The organism is Flavobacterium sp. W1B (assembly GCF_047344965.1).
In the GTDB taxonomy this organism is placed as follows: Bacteria; Bacteroidota; Bacteroidia; order Flavobacteriales; family Flavobacteriaceae; genus Flavobacterium.
Map to the genome: position 1 here is coordinate 2633917 of NZ_CP178845.1, position 16358 is coordinate 2650274.

11 protein-coding genes are annotated in these 16358 nt (G+C 33.8%); 1 reads left to right on the plus strand and 10 read right to left on the minus strand.

Annotated elements, in window-relative coordinates:
- Positions 1–28: 28 nt before the first annotated feature.
- The 8 genes from hisC to ACMDB5_RS11450 all read right to left on the minus strand — a co-directional run bounded on the left by hisC (position 29) and on the right by ACMDB5_RS11450 (position 11775).
- Positions 29–1084: a histidinol-phosphate transaminase gene (hisC, locus tag ACMDB5_RS11415; RefSeq protein ID WP_413998385.1), complete on the minus strand. Its 1056-nt coding sequence runs from the start codon at positions 1082–1084 to the stop codon at positions 29–31.
- Positions 1074–2366, minus strand: a complete 1293-nt coding sequence (gene hisD, locus ACMDB5_RS11420; RefSeq protein WP_413998386.1) for a histidinol dehydrogenase — start codon at positions 2364–2366, stop codon at positions 1074–1076. Before hisD ends, hisC begins: the two co-directional genes overlap by 11 nt.
- A gap of 109 nt (positions 2367–2475) precedes the next feature.
- Entirely contained in the window at positions 2476–3333 is an 858-nt protein-coding gene (gene hisG, locus ACMDB5_RS11425) for an ATP phosphoribosyltransferase (protein ID WP_413998387.1), read from the minus strand.
- A 302-nt stretch (positions 3334–3635) separates the two neighbouring features.
- Positions 3636–4130, minus strand: a complete 495-nt coding sequence (locus ACMDB5_RS11430) for a DUF2231 domain-containing protein (RefSeq protein ID WP_413998388.1) — start codon at positions 4128–4130, stop codon at positions 3636–3638.
- Positions 4131–4185: 55 nt separating this feature from the next.
- On the minus strand, positions 4186–5304 hold the full coding sequence (locus tag ACMDB5_RS11435; RefSeq protein WP_413998389.1) for an efflux RND transporter periplasmic adaptor subunit: 1119 nt from the start codon (positions 5302–5304) through the stop codon (positions 4186–4188).
- A 10-nt stretch (positions 5305–5314) separates the two neighbouring features.
- Positions 5315–9649 (minus strand): CusA/CzcA family heavy metal efflux RND transporter, encoded by a 4335-nt coding sequence (locus tag ACMDB5_RS11440; protein WP_413998390.1) that lies wholly within the window; start codon positions 9647–9649, stop codon positions 5315–5317.
- A 77-nt stretch (positions 9650–9726) separates the two neighbouring features.
- Positions 9727–11106: a sensor histidine kinase gene (locus tag ACMDB5_RS11445; RefSeq protein ID WP_413998391.1), complete on the minus strand. Its 1380-nt coding sequence runs from the start codon at positions 11104–11106 to the stop codon at positions 9727–9729.
- Positions 11107–11112: 6 nt separating this feature from the next.
- Complete coding sequence (locus ACMDB5_RS11450) at positions 11113–11775, minus strand: response regulator transcription factor (RefSeq protein WP_413998392.1); 663 nt, start codon at positions 11773–11775, stop codon at positions 11113–11115.
- A 272-nt stretch (positions 11776–12047) separates the two neighbouring features.
- On the opposite strand from ACMDB5_RS11450, the gene ACMDB5_RS11455 reads away from it, so the two are divergent.
- Complete coding sequence (locus ACMDB5_RS11455) at positions 12048–14147, plus strand: LTA synthase family protein (protein WP_413998393.1); 2100 nt, start codon at positions 12048–12050, stop codon at positions 14145–14147.
- A 62-nt stretch (positions 14148–14209) separates the two neighbouring features.
- Here ACMDB5_RS11455 and ACMDB5_RS11460 read toward each other — a convergent pair whose 3' ends face one another.
- Entirely contained in the window at positions 14210–15211 is a 1002-nt protein-coding gene (locus tag ACMDB5_RS11460; protein WP_413998394.1) for a zinc dependent phospholipase C family protein, read from the minus strand.
- A 139-nt stretch (positions 15212–15350) separates the two neighbouring features.
- The gene (locus ACMDB5_RS11465) at positions 15351–16256 is read right to left on the minus strand and encodes a YeiH family protein (protein WP_414000382.1); all 906 of its coding nucleotides are present in this window, start codon (positions 16254–16256) and stop codon (positions 15351–15353) included.
- Positions 16257–16358: the final 102 nt, after the last annotated feature.

Below are 16358 nucleotides of genomic sequence, written 5' to 3' on the forward strand. Positions count from 1 at the left end.
AATTTTATTAATTATACCTGAATAGGTTTTATAATTCACTGCTTTGTAAAGCTTCTATTAGTTTTTTATTTTCTGCTTCTGTTCCAATTGTCAGTCGCAAGCAATTCTCGCATAATGGCTGCGTAGTTCTGTTTCGGATGACGATTCCTTTATTGATTAAATCATCGTATCTTTTATTGGCATCATCCACTTTTATTAAAATAAAATTGGCTTCGGTAGGATAGATTTTTTTTACAAAATTAATATCAAGTAAAACTTTAAGTAATTCTTCTCTTTGCTTTACTATAGAGTCAATTTCTGATTTTATTTTTTCCTTATTTTCTAATCTATCCAAAGCTCTTTTCTGTGTCAATTCATTGACATTGTAAGGTGGTTTTATCTTATTTAAAACCGAAATCACTGCTGTTGATGCATAACAAATTCCCAATCGGATTCCTGCCAAACCGTAGGCTTTAGAAAGCGTTTGGGTGATTATTAAATTTGGATATTCATCCAATTTACTAATCCAACTTTCTTTTTCAGAAAAGTCAATATAGGCTTCATCAATAACCACCAAACCTTTAAAGCTTTCTAATAAAGTAACAACACTTTCATCAGAAAAGGAATTTCCGGTTGGATTATTTGGAGAACAGAGGAATATCATTTTCGTGTTTTCATCGACTTTAGCCAGAATTTTTTCAACTTGTGGCTGAAAATCTTCCGAAAGCAGCACTTCCCTGTTTTCTACCGCATTGATGTTGGCCAAAACACCGTACATCCCATAGGTTGGCGGCAAAGTGATTACGTTATCCTCTTTTGGTTCGCAAAAAGCCCTGAAGAGTAAATCCAACACTTCATCGCTGCCGTTTCCTAGTAATATTTGGTTCGAATTAACGTTTTTTTGTTGTGCCAAAACCGTTTTTACATTATTTTGCTGCGGATCAGGATAGCGATTCACTCCATTTTCGAAAGGGTTTTCATTGGCATCCAAAAAAATCATATCGGCTGTATCAAAATCCTCAAATTCATCTCTGGCAGAAGAATAGGGTTTCAATTGTTTTACGTTTTCCCTAACTAAATTATTTATATCAAAATTATTTTTCATCTTCAATTGCTTTTAATCGTAAGGAAACTGCGTTTTTGTGTGCCTGCAAACCTTCGGCTTCCGCCATGAGTTCGATGGCTTTTCCAATGTTTTGAATTCCTTTTTTGGATATTTTTTGGAAAGTCATCGATTTGGTAAAACTATCCAAATTGACACCGCTGTAATTCTTTGCATATCCGTTTGTAGGCAAGGTATGATTGGTTCCCGAGGCATAATCTCCGGCACTTTCGGGAGTATAATTTCCTATGAAAACAGAACCGGCGTTGTAAATTCCATCTGTGTAATAATCCTCCGAATCGGTACAAATGATGAAGTGTTCCGGCCCGTATTCATTGATTAATTCCAAAGCGATTTTGTCATTTTCGACAAAAATCAATTTAGAATTAGCAATAGCTTTTTCGGCGATGACTTTTCTCGGCAAAACCTCCATTTGGATTTGGATTTCTTTTTCAACGTCCTCAATGAGTTTTTTTGAGGTCGAAACCAAGATCACCTGACTGTCGGTTCCGTGCTCTGCCTGCGATAACAAATCGGATGCTACAAAAGCGGGAACAGCGGTATCGTCAGCGACAATCAACAACTCAGACGGACCAGCCGGCATGTCAATAGCCACGCCAAATTGTGTCGCCAATTGTTTGGCTACGGTTACAAATTGATTTCCGGGACCGAATATTTTGTATACTTTTGGGATTGATTCCGTTCCCAAAGTCATTCCTGCAATCGCCTGAATTCCGCCCACTTTCAGTATTTTGGTCACTCCGCACAAATTCGCAGCATATAAAATCGCAGGATTTATATTGCCGTTTTTATCCGGTGGCGAACATAAAAAAATTTCGTTGCAAGCCGCAATTTTAGCAGGAACTGCCAACATCAAAACCGTTGAAAACAAAGGAGCCGTTCCTCCGGGAATGTACAAACCTATTTTTTGAATTGGTCGTTTTTCCTGCCAGCAATTTACGCCTTCAATGGTTTCAACTTCAACTCTTGTTGTTTTTTGAGCGGTATGAAATTTTTCGATATTTGCTTTAGCCAATTGAATAGCCTCTTTTAATTCATCAGAAATCGATTCTATTGCCTGATTTATTTCAGTTTTCGAAACCTCATAATTTTGCAGAGAAACACCATCAAATAAAGAAGTATATTTTGCGACAGCGCTATCTCCTTTTTTCTGAATTTCTTTGAAAATTTCCTTCACTGTAGCTTCAATATCATCTACAGTTTTTGTTGGTCGTTCTAAAATTGTAGACCAAGTTTCCGGTTTTGGATTGTATATTTTATTCATTTTTTTGTGATTTAACCGCGAATTATGCAAAGGTTTTTGCAAAATCCGCAAAAGTATTTATTGGCTGAGTTTTTTAAAACTCACAATTCATGACTTATAATTCGAAACTCTAAAGAACCATTTTCTCAATTGGACAAACTAAAATACCTTCGGCTCCGGCTTCTTTCAACTGATCGATTACATCCCAGAAAGTGTCTTTGTCAATAACTGAATGCACACTGCTCCAGCCTTCCTGAGCTAATGGTAATACGGTTAAACTTCTTAAAACGGGCAATATTTTCCCGATAGCATCAATTTTGTCATTTGGGACGTTCATCAATATGTATTTTGATTTACGCGCTCTTAAAACAGATTCTATTCTGAATTTCAAAGTGTCAATTAATTTCTGAACATCCGGAGTCACTTTTGGCGAAACAGCCAAAACGGCTTCGCTTTTCAAAATCACTTCGACTTCTTTTAAATTATTTTTAAACAAGGTACTTCCGCTGGAAACAATATCAACAATGGCATCAGCAAGACCAATATTAGGCGCAATTTCTACTGATCCTGAAATCTGGTGAATGTCAACCTTTACTCCAAAGGAGTTAAAATATTCGATTACCGTATTGGGATAAGAAGTTGCTATTCGTAATCCTTCTAAATCCTTAATCGACTTGTATTCGAATGTTTTAGGGACTGCAACTGAAACCTTGCATTTTGAAAAACCTAGTTTCTGTACTACTTGAATTTCTTTTGCCTTTTCTACTAATAAATTATCGCCAACAATGGCAATATCTACAACACCATCTATTAAATATTGAGGAATGTCTGAATTTCTCAAATATAAAACTTCAAGCGGGAAATTAGAAGCTTCCGCTTTTAGCTGGTCAATTCCGTTGTTGATTGAGATTCCGCAATCTTTAAGGATTTGAATGCTGTCTTCGTTTAAACGACCTGATTTTTGGATTGCAATTTTTAAAGTACTCATTTTTGACTTTTTTCTTGTTGTTGTTTTAATTTTTTTTGATTGAGTACAAATATTGGGTAATAAAAAACCCGTTTGATGTACTCAAACGGGTTTTTAGAATATGATGATTTACACACATACCATTAACACATCGCTTGAGAGCAATAATGAAAATGATGATGATGTAATTGAAGTGAAAACATTTTGTTTCGTTTTATAAATTTTATTTCTGTTGCAAATATAAAATATATTTTAATTGAATTTCTATTTTTAATTTAACTTAATGAAACTAAATTGTTAAATATGATTTTTAATACTCTTTCTTACTGACTTGAAACTGATCCAGAAGTATCGGTTGCAGCCTTAGAAACAGTACTATTTTCTCTAATTTCGGTATGCCGAATTTCACCTCCGGAGGTTCCTACTTTTTGACTTAAAAAAATCGCAACAAGAGCTAAACCAAGCACAAAAAAGGAAACTAATTTGGCTTTTGAATGGTTTTTAAGGTTCAAATAGAATCCTAAAATTGAAACAGCACCTAAGAAATACAGAACTAAGGCCAACTTTTCGGCAATTTCATGGTGTTTGTGAATGAGCTTTTCTCCAATATTAGGCATATCTTCAACTAATTTTTCGGCTCCTTCACCAGTTACCACACTCAATGCAGCAAAAATAGCTGCCACAACAAATAAAACATAAGCGGTGTTTTTTACCGCATTGTTTTTTAAAAACATTCCGCCAATTAAAATTCCAAAACCAAAAATTGTCCCAATAATAGGGAAATGATTTACAATCAAGTGCAAATGAGCATCATTCATAATAGTTGTTTTTTAATAGGTTATCATGTAATTAATTCTTAGTCATCCTATTCTTTTAATCAGTAACGTCAAAAACTCCTTTTATTAAAATTTTTGAAGTCACATTGATTTGATTATCAGGAATAATTTCTACAAATCCTTCTGTACGTTCCCCAACTTTTACTCCAACTTTTTTGAATAGATGGCTATTATCTTTATCTTCCTTCAATAAAAGTACGTAATTTTTGTTGTTTTCGGTGATTAATGCATCCGCGGGAATTGCTAAAGCTTTTTTGGAATCAGTTACAATTGCGGCTTCGACAAACATGCCTGTCATTAATTTTTGTTTTATATTTTCATCCAAATGACCATGAACATTAATGGTACGGTTATTTCCTTCAATAGATTTCCCTACTAAATGAACTTCGGCTTTAAATACTTCTTTCGAAGCCTCGGGAACCGTAAATTTTATTTTTTGCCCTTCTTTCACTTTTAAAATGTCTTTTTCAAAAACAGACAATTCCAAATGCAAATGATCGGTATCAACGATTTCCAAAATAACATCCGAAGGCGCGATATACATGCCAACATTGGCATTCATAATCACTATATCTCCCGTAATTGGTGATGAAATAGTGATGGTTGATGTCAATTTTCCTTTCTCCACATTTAGCGGATTGATATTCAAAAGCACTAATTTGGCTCTTAAACTTTGGTGTAAGGCTTTGGCTCTCTTGAATTCACTTTCGGCTTTGAGGTAATTTTTTTGCGAGGTTATTTTTTCCTCATACAAAGTCTTTTGCCTTTCGTATTCGGATTTCAAATAATTAATTTGCTCCGCAACTTCAAGGTAATCTTTTTGAATGTCAAGAAATTCAGTGTTTTGCAAAGTCAACAAAGCCTGTCCTTTTCTTACTTTATCTCCCACCAACAATGTGGTCGATTTTACGTAACCGCCAATAAATGTGGTTATTTGCGCTCTATTTTGAGGCGGAACATCTATTTTTCCGGATGTTTTAACCGTTACATCAAAATCTTCCTCTGTTGGCGTGGCAATTGTCATTGCTCCCGACTTAAATTGTGTTGCTGTAACAGTAATTAGATTATCATCTTTAACTGCTACTTCTTCCGTTTTTGCTTCTTTACAAGAAAAAATGGCAATCGAAAGGACAAGTATATATAGTGTTTTTTTCATTTTAAACATTTTAGTAATTAAGATATTGAATATCAAGTTGTGTTTTGTTAAATTGAAGGACATTATCCAAATATTCAACTTGAATGGTTGAGGCGTTTTCTAAACTTTGTATGTATTGAAAGAAATCAATCTCTCCATGCTTGTAACTTCCGTTTGCTACTTTTATAATCTCGTCTGCCAATTTTTCACCATATTGGTTGTAATAATTGATTGCTTCTTGGTATTTAGATAATTCATTCTTTTTTTGAATAACAAAATGATTTCTCTTTTGCTCTTCATTTTGTTTTTGTTGTTCCCAACTTTGTAATTCTAACTGCGCTACTTTCGTTTTAGAAACGTTGCCAGAAAATAAAATAGGAAGTGCAATTCCAACCTGAAATCCATTTAATGATTGAGACAAACCTTTATTGGATCCTCTAAAATATTCCAAATTAATATCGGGTAACCAATGCTGTTTTTGTAATTTAATTTGGTTTTCGTAATTTTCACTAATACTTTGTAAATAAGAATTTTGAATTGACTCACTTCTATCGTTTGTTAAAATATCAATTGGTTTGATCGTATTTGCAGAAATGACGCTATTTTCATCCGATTGTATTAAGGAATGTAAAACAGAATATTGTGCTTTTTTCTCAGATTCTATTTGGTTCAACTTCGTTTTTATTTGTCTGAATTTTGCTTGAGCTGTTATTTTTTCTAAATAATTAGTTTCGCCTAAATCAAAACGTCTGTCGCTAGCTTTGGAAAAATTTTGATACAAACTGTCCAAATAACTGTATAATTTTTCCTGATGTTGCAAATACACAATCTGCTCATAAAGCTTTGAAATTTCTAATGACAATTTATTTTTTTGGATTTCAAAACTGGCTTTCTCTTTTTCATATTCTGAGGAATATACTTTCTTTTGCGCTCCATAAACTGTTGGGAAAGCAAAGCGTTGTTGGACTCCAATAACATTTAAAGGAACATTATTAAAAGCTAAATTATTTTGATCATGATTGTAATAGAGGCTCGTTTTGTCAAATGTGTAAGCACTTTTTATATTGGCCTCGTATTTATTTACTTGCAATTGATGTGCTTTTATCCCTTTATTATTCCTCATTCCGATAGCTATCAAGCTATCTAACGAAGTATTTGCTTTTTGCGAAAAGGCAAAGGAAGAACTCAATAACAACAAAAGGATAAATGTTGCACCTTGATTTGGTTTGAATTTTGGTTTACTAAATGTTTTGGTTTCGAATATTTTATACAAAATAGGCAACACAATCATCGTTAGAACCGTAGCGGAAAACAATCCACCAATAACTACCGTCGCCAAAGGTCGTTGCACCTCTGCCCCAGCCGATGATGAAATAGCCATTGGTAAAAATCCTAAGGCTGCTGCTGCTGCAGTTAATAATACGGGGCGCAAACGATCCGTAGTTCCTTTTAAAATAAGTTCATCAATATTCTTCATTCCCTGATGTTTTAGTTCCTTAAAATGTTCTACCAATACAATTCCGTTCAAAACGGCAATTCCAAATAAAGCGATAAATCCAACACCGGCGGAAATACTGAAAGGTAAATCTCTTATCCATAAAAATAAAATTCCTCCCACAGCCGAAAGCGGTATCGCCGAATAAACCATCAAGGCTTCTTTAATGGAGCCAAAGGCAAAATACAATAGTATAAAAATCAATAATAATGCAATGGGAACGGCAATAATCAGCCTTGCTTTGGCACTTTGCAAGTTTTCGAACTGTCCGCCATATTGAACATAATAGCCTGCGGGTAACTTGATTTGGGTATCTACAATTTTTTGAATATCGGTCACCACACTTTGTAAATCTCTGTTACGAACATTGATCCCAACAACAACCCTACGGTTGGTATTATCCCTTGATATCTTGGCTGGGCCTTCTGTATAATCAATGGCTGCCAATTCTTCGAGTGGAATTTGTTCCCCAGATGGCGCTGAGATATACAGCTTTTTTAAGTCATCAATATCTGTTCGGTTTGAAAGATCTAATCGAATTACCACATCAAAACGCTTTTCTCCTTCAAATACATTTCCAACGGTTTTACCTGCAAAACCAAGGGCAATCATTTCATTTAAATCCGAAATATTCAATCCGTAACGGGCAATTTTAGAACGATCGTATTTTACGGTCATTTGTGGCAATCCTTCCGTTTTTTCGATAATAATATCCGATGCTCCTTCCACTTTTGCAATTGCTTTTTTGATTTCATGCGCTTTTTGAGCCAAAACATTCAAATCTTCACCAAAAACCTTAACCGCCACATCAGATCGCGTACCCGAGATCAATTCATTGAAACGCATTTCTATCGGTTGGGTAAATTCAATTTCCATATTTGGAATTTGATTTTCAATAGCCGCTTTTATTTTATCAGCCAACTCATCTTTATTGGATGCCGACACCCATTCAGACTTAGGTTTAAGCTTTACAATTACATCGCTTTCCTCCATACTCATTGGATCTGTGGGTACTTCGGCAGCTCCAATTCTGCTGACGACCTGATCTACTTCTGGGAAATTATCCAGAATGATTTTTTCCATTTTTGTGGTGATGGCAATCGTTTTGGTCAATGTCGTTCCCGTTTTAAGAACGGGTTGAATTACAAAATCACCCTCATCAAGAGTGGGTATAAATTCTCCTCCCATTGTTGTAAACAAAACCACAGCCATGACTAATAATCCCAAAGCCCCATACAATACTTTTTTAGTATTGACCAAAGCCCATGTTATGATTGGCAAATACCATGAATTTAGCTTTCGGATTAATTTACTGGACAAAGAATTTGGATTCTCTACCGTTGGTTTTAAAAATAAAGAAGAAGCAACGGGTACATAGGTAAAACAAAAGAGCATCGCTCCAACCAATGCAAAACTGAAAGTCATTGCCATAGGTTTAAACATTTTTCCTTCGATTCCCGAAAGAGAAAGGATTGGAATAAAGACAATCAGAATGATCAGCTGGCCAAAAATGGCTGAATTCATCATTTTGGAAGCACTTTTATGGGTAATTTTATCGATTTCTATTTGTTGGTCTTTCTTGGAAAGCGGCCCTAATTTGGCAGATTTACTGGCGATTTGAAATGCAATAAATTCGACTATAATTACGGCTCCATCGATTATAATCCCGAAATCAATCGCGCCTAAACTCATCAAATTAGCGTCGATCCCAAATAAATTCATTAAGGATATTGCAAAAAGCAAACATAACGGAATAACCGAGGCTACGACGAGTCCGGAACGCCAATTTCCCAATAATAATACGACGACAAAAATAACAATCAAGCAGCCTAAAACGAGGTTTTCGGCTACCGTAAAAGTTGTTTTTCCTACCAATTCGCTACGTTCTAAAAATCCATTAATATAGACTCCTTCCGGTAAGCTTTTTTGGATTAAGGCAATTCTATCCTTCACATCGTTAATAACTTGTTTCGAATTAGCTCCTTTAAGCATCATAACTTGCCCGAGAACCTTCTCGCCTTCCCCATTTCCTGTGATTGCGCCAAAACGATTGGCATGGCCAAAACTAACTTCGGCCACGTTTTTGATATAAATAGGTAATCCGTTGGTGTTTTTAACCACTATGTTTTCTATGTCCTGCAGAGAATTTACTTTTCCTTCGGCACGAATAAAATAACTTTGATTTGCTTTTTCGATATAAGCACCGCCGGCAATACCATTGTTTTTTTCAAGAGCGGTAAAAACATCCGATGTACTGATATTCATTGCTTTTAATTGCGATGGCTTTATGGCAATTTCATATTGTTTTAAATAACCACCCCAAGTATTAATTTCCACAACACCTTTTATTCCGGAAAGTTGTCTTTTGACAATCCAGTCTTGAATCGTTCGTAGATCGCTAATCGAATATTCATTTTTTAATTCGGGTTTTACCTCAATTGTGTATTGGTAAATTTCGCCAAGTCCCGTTGTTATTGGTCCCATTTCCGGGGTGCCAAAACCGGGAGGTATTTTCTCGGAAGCGGATTTTATTTTTTCGGCGATTAATTGTCTCGGAAGATAGGTTCCTAAATTTTCTTCAAAAACGATGGTTACTACAGATAAACCGAATTTTGAAATGGAACGAATTTCCGTTACTCCGGGCAAGTTTGCCATTTCTATCTCGACAGGATAGGTAATATATTGTTCTATATCTTGGGTCGAAAGGTTACGTGAAGTGGTAATAACCTGAACTTGATTATTAGTTACATCCGGTACCGCCCCAATCGAAATTTTGAAAATAGAATAAATTCCAAATCCAGAAATTCCTAGAGTAAACAACAAAATAATAAGTTTGTTTTTTAAACTAAAAGTTATAATTTTTTCTAACATTTATATTTTTTTCCCAAAAGTAAAATATAATGATAGGAATTAACTTAAGATTGCCTTAAGTAATACTTAAAGATCGCTTAATGAAAGTGCAATACTGCCTGAGTTCCTATATGTTCTTGGCTATTAAGGCTAATAGTAATATTCAATAATTTGCACAGTTTGTTTACAATAGACAAGCCTAAACCGGTTCCCTTAATTTCCGGATGATCCGTAGGTTTAGAACGAAAGAAAGGATTGAATATTTTCTTTAAATCCTCTTTTGCTATTCCAATCCCTGAATCAGAAATATGACATTGTACTTCGCCATTCGATTCCGTTAGAGAAATGATTAATGGAGCATTATCATTAGAATACTTAATTGCATTAGAAACCAGATTATTAATGATAATTGAAGCCAAATAACGGTCGCTTTTTACATAAAAATCATCAGGGAATTGTGTAATTATCTGAATATTTTTGGACTGAATTGAAGTTGAAAACCTAGAAATCACATCCAGTATTACTGCGTTTAAGCATATGCTTTCTATTTTAATGGATTGTTTTTGATTTTCATAGCGTGCCAATAAAAGTAATTGATCAACTAAGTTATTCAGCCGATTTACCTCTGCAATGCAATAATTTATTTTATCTTGATATTCTTCCTGGTTTCGGGGTTTTCGTATCAAAACTTCCAAAGTTCCTTTAATAACGGTCAGCGGCGTTCTTAATTCATGCGAAGCATCCGAGGTAAATTGCCTTTCTCTTTCAACGGCAGTTTCAATTCGATCCAAAAGATTATTTATTGTCTCGGATAAAACATATAATTCATCTTGTTTTTGTGGCAATAATATTCTAGATTTTAGGTTGTCTTTAGTAATAATGTTAGACGTTTCAATTATGCTGCTAATTGGTTTTATGCTTCTTCCGGCGATAAATCGAGCAATAAGAAATAGAATAATAAGGATTAATGGATAGGCAATAATTAATATTTCGAATAAATTTTGAAGTACCATCGAGGCGCCTTCCAGCGACATGGCGATCATCAAATAGCCAATAATTTCAGTATCTTGATAAATTGGAACCTGAATTTGACGAATTTTATTATTCAATATCTTTGTGTCAAACAACACATTATCGGCAATTTTTTTATTGAAATATAAAACTTCATTTTTTAAGTTTGGCGATTTTTCAAAAACCTCTCCTTTTTGGTTCAAAAACTGAATAAAAACGGGGTTCACTTCAAGGGTATTGTGCTCTCGTTCCTCCCATTCTTTCATATGGATTAGAAAAAAAGTATTGCCCTTAATTTCAATTTCACTTAAATGGTTTTCGACTTCTTTTGAAATATCGGTGTTAAGATGATTGTAAACACTGAATTTTACAATGGAATAGATCACAAAAAAAACCGCAAAAATCAAAAGCGCAGTTGTGATGATATAATTAGAGGCAATTCTATTTTTAAACGAAAGTTCTTTCATAATAATTTAATCATTCGCTATATAGCCTACACCACGAACCGTTTTGATGTAGTCTTCTTCAATTTTTAAATTCAGCTTTTTTCTAATGGCATTGATAAAAACATCGATCACACCGGTATCATATTCAAAATGAATGTCCCATACATCTTCTATGATTTGATTTCGAGTGCAAACTTTTCCTTTGTTTTTAACAAGATAACACAACAATTCAAATTCTCTTTGTGTCAAAGAAACTTCCTCTTCGTTTACTAAAACAATATGTTTTTCCAGATTAATTTTTATCGTACCTAAGGTCAGAATCTCCTCTTTGTTTTGATTTCTGAAGTGAATCTTAATTCGCTCAACCAATTCCTCAAAACTAAAAGGCTTTTTTATGTAATCATTTGCTCCCGCTTGTAAGCCTTCAATAGTTTCCTGTATGGTGTCTTTGGCCGTCAAAAAAATAATGGGAGTCGTTTTATCTTTTAATCTTATCGCTTTGCACACTTCTAAACCAGACTTATTAGGCAACATCCAATCCAATAAAATCAAATCAAAATTTTCTTTTTGGGTCAATTCATAACCTATGCTTCCATCTGATGCAGTGGTGATTTGATAGCCCTCTTCCTCCAAACCTTGTTGGAGAAATTGAACGATACCCAATTCATCTTCGATAATTAAAATATGCATTTAACCGTTTTTTCTATTCAAATTTAAAACCAAATCTACTCTCTTTAAGCTAATCTTTAAAAATAGACTTTTCTTTACTTTTAAAAATTGTTTCTATTAAAAAATACAACTTCCTTAATATACAAGCTAGTAGTGAACAAATTTAGCCTAAAATAGATCAAAATATTGATGTTTTATATGCATATTAAGCAAAAATTAAGACAACAAATAGTACAAAAACTTAACAGCTTTGTAAGAAGAAATTACTTATTTTTACCAAAAAAATCATTATTATGTTGTTTTATAAAAAATTATCACCTTTTTACAATCTTATTGTATTCTATATTATAGTAAGTTTTATTTTAAGGATTGTTTTACTCTTCCATCCAATTACGCAGACATCTTTTATTTTGACTGATGCCATTAAGATTTTCTCTTTTGGTTTAGTCTCAGATTTTTTTGTTTTTATTCTCGCAAGTGGATTTTTATGGTTGTATCTTATTTTTATTTCAAATACAAAATATATAAAACCATACGGTTACATAATTTTAGGAATATTAATCGCTTTGCTAATCTACATTATTTCGGGAAAATCTATCCTTACGGAATATGGTGGAGCATTGCCTGAAATAGGTTTGGTGTTTATTGGTATTAAAACCATTTTATTTGGCTTATTACTTTTTTTACCAAAATACCGAAGCAAAATAAGATATTGGCTTTTTAGTTTTGTCATGTTCTTATTTGTTCTTTTGATATTGCAAAATGCCATTAGCGAATACTTTTTCTGGAATGAATTTGGGGTTAAATACAATTTTATAGCCGTTAATTATCTTGTTTACACCAATGAAGTTATAGGGAATATTATGGAGTCCTATCCTGTAATTCCTCTGTTTACGGGTCTATTTATTATTGCTGGTATTGCGACTTATTACATTGTAAAAGGATCAAGAAGCTATATTGACAGTATCCCAACTTTTGTGGAAAAAATTAAAATTTCGGGGATTTATCTTGTTTTATTTGCGCTCTCCCTTTTTGCTATTCCGTTTTTAGCCTCTAAAGAAAATTCTCAAAATATTTTTTCAAACGAACTACAGGCCAATGGAATTTATAAGTTTTATTTGGCTTTCATGAATAGCGAACTGGATTATTTTAAATTCTACAAAACACTACCCGAAAAAGAAGCCTATGCTTTATTGGGTCAACAAATTCCCTCTCTTACAGGAGAATCAACTTTGAGAGAAATAAAAAGTGCCGCTGCCGAAAACCATAAAAATGTGGTTTTGATTACCATAGAAAGTTTTAGTGCCGATTTTATGAAAATGTATGGAAATGATCGAGGAATCACTCCATTTTTAGACAGTTTGGCAACTCAAAGTTTACTGTTTACTAATTTTTATGCTTCAGGAAACAGAACGGTTCGCGGTTTAGAAGCCGTTACTTTGTCTTTACCTCCTACTGCAGGAGAAAGCGTGGTGAAAAGAAAAGACAATAAAGATAAATTTACTACAGGGAGTATTTTTAAACAAAAAGGCTACAATGTAAAATACCTTTATGGAGGAGATGCTTTTTTTGACAATATGGAAGATTTCTTTTCCGGAAATGGATATGATATTGTAGACAAGAAAACATTAAAACCACAAGAAATTAGCTTTTCTAATGTTTGGGGCGTTTGTGATGAAGATATGGCAAACAAAGCTATTAAAGTTATGAATGCTGAAGCAAAAACAGGAAAACCATTTTTCAACCATTGGATGACGGTAAGCAACCACAGACCATTTACTTATCCTAATAATAAAATTGATATTCCAGGAGATGCTAAATCGCGCGAAGGTGGTGTAAAATATACGGATTATGCCTTAAATAAATTCTTTACTATGGCCAAAAAAAAGCCTTGGTTTGCTAATACTGTTTTTGTTATCGTATCAGATCATTGTGCTTCTAGTGCAGGTAAAACAGAACTTCCGGTAGATAAATACCGAATTCCGGCTATGATATACAGTCCTGGTTTTATTGAGCCACAGCGCTACACCAACCTAATGTCGCAAATAGACATTATGCCAACATTAATGGGGCTTTTAAATTTTAATTACCAAAGTAAATTTTTTGGGCAAGACGTCTTAAAAGCAGATTATAAACCAAGAGCTTTGATTGCAACTTATCAGGATTTAGGGATGATAAAAGACAATGTATTGACTATTATTTCGCCAAAACAACAAGTAAAACAATTTCAATTGAGTTTATTACCAAAAGAAGGTGTTGAGAATGATTTTCAAATTTATTATGACCAGAAACCAATCTCAAAAGAAAGAACGGATTTAGTAAATGAAACGATTTCTTTCTATCAAACCGCTTCTGATATGCTGAAGAAAAAGGAATACCAGAAAATAAAGTAAACAAAAAAACGGCTGAGATTTGTATCTCAGCCGTTTTTTTATATAATTGTAAGGATTAAAATTTAAAATTCCTTCTCACTTTCTAAACCAAAAAGCTTTCCTTTTTCCCATAGCTTCGAATCTCTTTTCAAAGCTTTCTTATTGTAGTTTGTCAATTCTTTTGCATCAAGATTACTTAAATCCGGTTTTCCAGCATTTACCCAAGCAGTGTACCAAAAACTAGAAGTTGCCACAATAGCTTTCTTCATTTGACTTTCGACCATTCCGTTTAAAGCAGTATGATATTTAGATGCATATTCATCCGAATATATCATTCCATTGTATTTGTTTTTTGCAATGTTTCCAGCAGCATCCATAACAAATATTTTGTTTTCTGGAGTTGAAGTTCTCAAACCTTTATCAATTGCTAATAAAGGATCAACCAAACTATGAGTATCAAACATAATATCCCAAGTTGCTTTCTCTACATCCTCAATATAAACAGCAGGAGTCGTGTTGAATTTGTAATTTTTGGCGAATAATTCCGGTAATCTGCTTTCCCATAAAGAATGAATTCCTTTTTGGTTGGTGTTTTGTCCATCATGATTGTCCGAAGTATGCAATGGCATATGTGCATCGGCAATATAATGACCAAGATCTGATGCTAAAAATAAGATTTCTGTTTTTCTTTTCTCTTTGAAAGCTTTTGTCAATTTGGTCATCATGTCTTGGATATACCAAGGCAATATTCCGTTTTTGTCCAAGAACTTCGCATCGTATTTTTGTTTGGCTTCTTCAAGAGTTTTTGGAAAACTATCTTTGCTACCAAAATTTTCCATATCAAAATAATGACGTGGACCTTCTGCTTTGTCATTCACGGCATATTTTCTTACATCAGGAACCGTCGATTCTGTAGTGATGAAATCAATATGGTTGTAAAAGAAAATCTGAAGTGGTTTTGGCAATGCCATTACAGCTGCATTATTTATTCTTTCATGTCCGATAATTCCCCAAGACAAAGTTAGAAAACCAATAGCTATTGCACTTAACAATACAATTGTAGGTTTAAATTTGAAATTTCTCATTCGATTTATTTTTTTTATGATACAAATGTATTTGTTTTAAATGCAATTCGAAAAAAATACGTTTAAGATTATGTTAATTTAGAAAATACTGCCAAAATAGAATTGCTTGTATTCAAAAAGGAGAAAATTGCTCTTTTTCCTAACTAAAATAAATTATAGAAAATAATGCCGCCAAAGCGATAAAAGCCCAGAGTAAAACACCTTGTAACAGCGGTTTCAAACCAACGGCTTTCAGCACATTGAAGTTCAATCCCGCTCCAATTAAAAATAAGGTAATTGTCAACCCAATTTTAGCAATTGAAACCAAATAAGGAGCTACAATAGCGGTTTGAGGAATATAAGTATTCATCAACATAGCCAAAATAAACAGTCCAATAAAATAAGGTATTTTTACATTACTTGACTTGTTTTTAAATAACAGCGCTGTAATTAGAGCAACGGGAATAATCCATAAGGCTCTGGCTAGTTTTACTGTTGTTGCAATTTGTAAGGCTTCGGGACCGTATTTATTGGCAGCACCAACCACAGAACTCGTGTCATGGATAGCAATAGCGCACCACAAACCAAATTCTTGTTGAGAGAGATCCAACCAGTGTCCTATTGCAGGAAATAAAAACAAAGCAATAGAATTCAAAATAAAAATAACTCCCAAAGCCACCGAAGTTTGCTTCTCTTCCGACTTTATTACCGGGGCAATTGCCGCAATGGCGCTTCCGCCACAAATGGCAGTTCCACAAGAAATTAAATGGGAAGTTTTCTTTTCAATACGCAACCATTTTCCAAGAAAAAAACCTAAAACTAAAGTGCAAAATATAGAAGCTACTGTAAATATAAAACCTTCTTTTCCGGCGGTTAATGCACTGTTAACATTCATTCCGAAGCCAAGTCCGATAACCGAAATTTGCAACAAAATATTGGTTGCTTTATTATTGAATTCTAAAAAAGGATGCCCTGAAAGATTGGCTATAATTAAACCCAACAATAAAGCAATTGGCGGGGAAATAAAACCTGAAAGACAAAGAAGGGTTAATAAGCCAAATATAATTTTTTGTAATGTAGGGTTTAGTTTAAGAAAAGTAGAGCTGTTTTTTTTGATTATTATGGGCTGATTTTTCAAAGTAAAATTATTTAATTATTACTCTACAAA

Excerpts from the sequence above, each read along its gene's own strand:
- ACMDB5_RS11430 (WP_413998388.1), bottom strand. The coding sequence starts at position 4,130 with ATGAATGATGCTCATTTGCACTTGATTGTAAATCATTTCCCTATTATT.
- ACMDB5_RS11435 (WP_413998389.1), bottom strand. The coding sequence starts at position 5,304 with ATGAAAAAAACACTATATATACTTGTCCTTTCGATTGCCATTTTTTCT.
- hisC (WP_413998385.1), bottom strand. The coding sequence starts at position 1,084 with ATGAAAAATAATTTTGATATAAATAATTTAGTTAGGGAAAACGTAAAA.
- ACMDB5_RS11450 (WP_413998392.1), bottom strand. The coding sequence starts at position 11,775 with ATGCATATTTTAATTATCGAAGATGAATTGGGTATCGTTCAATTTCTC.
- ACMDB5_RS11455 (WP_413998393.1), top strand. The coding sequence starts at position 12,048 with ATGTTGTTTTATAAAAAATTATCACCTTTTTACAATCTTATTGTATTC.
- ACMDB5_RS11440 (WP_413998390.1), bottom strand. The coding sequence starts at position 9,649 with ATGTTAGAAAAAATTATAACTTTTAGTTTAAAAAACAAACTTATTATT.
- ACMDB5_RS11460 (WP_413998394.1), bottom strand. The coding sequence starts at position 15,211 with ATGAGAAATTTCAAATTTAAACCTACAATTGTATTGTTAAGTGCAATA.
- hisD (WP_413998386.1), bottom strand. The coding sequence starts at position 2,366 with ATGAATAAAATATACAATCCAAAACCGGAAACTTGGTCTACAATTTTA.
- ACMDB5_RS11445 (WP_413998391.1), bottom strand. The coding sequence starts at position 11,106 with ATGAAAGAACTTTCGTTTAAAAATAGAATTGCCTCTAATTATATCATC.
- hisG (WP_413998387.1), bottom strand. The coding sequence starts at position 3,333 with ATGAGTACTTTAAAAATTGCAATCCAAAAATCAGGTCGTTTAAACGAA.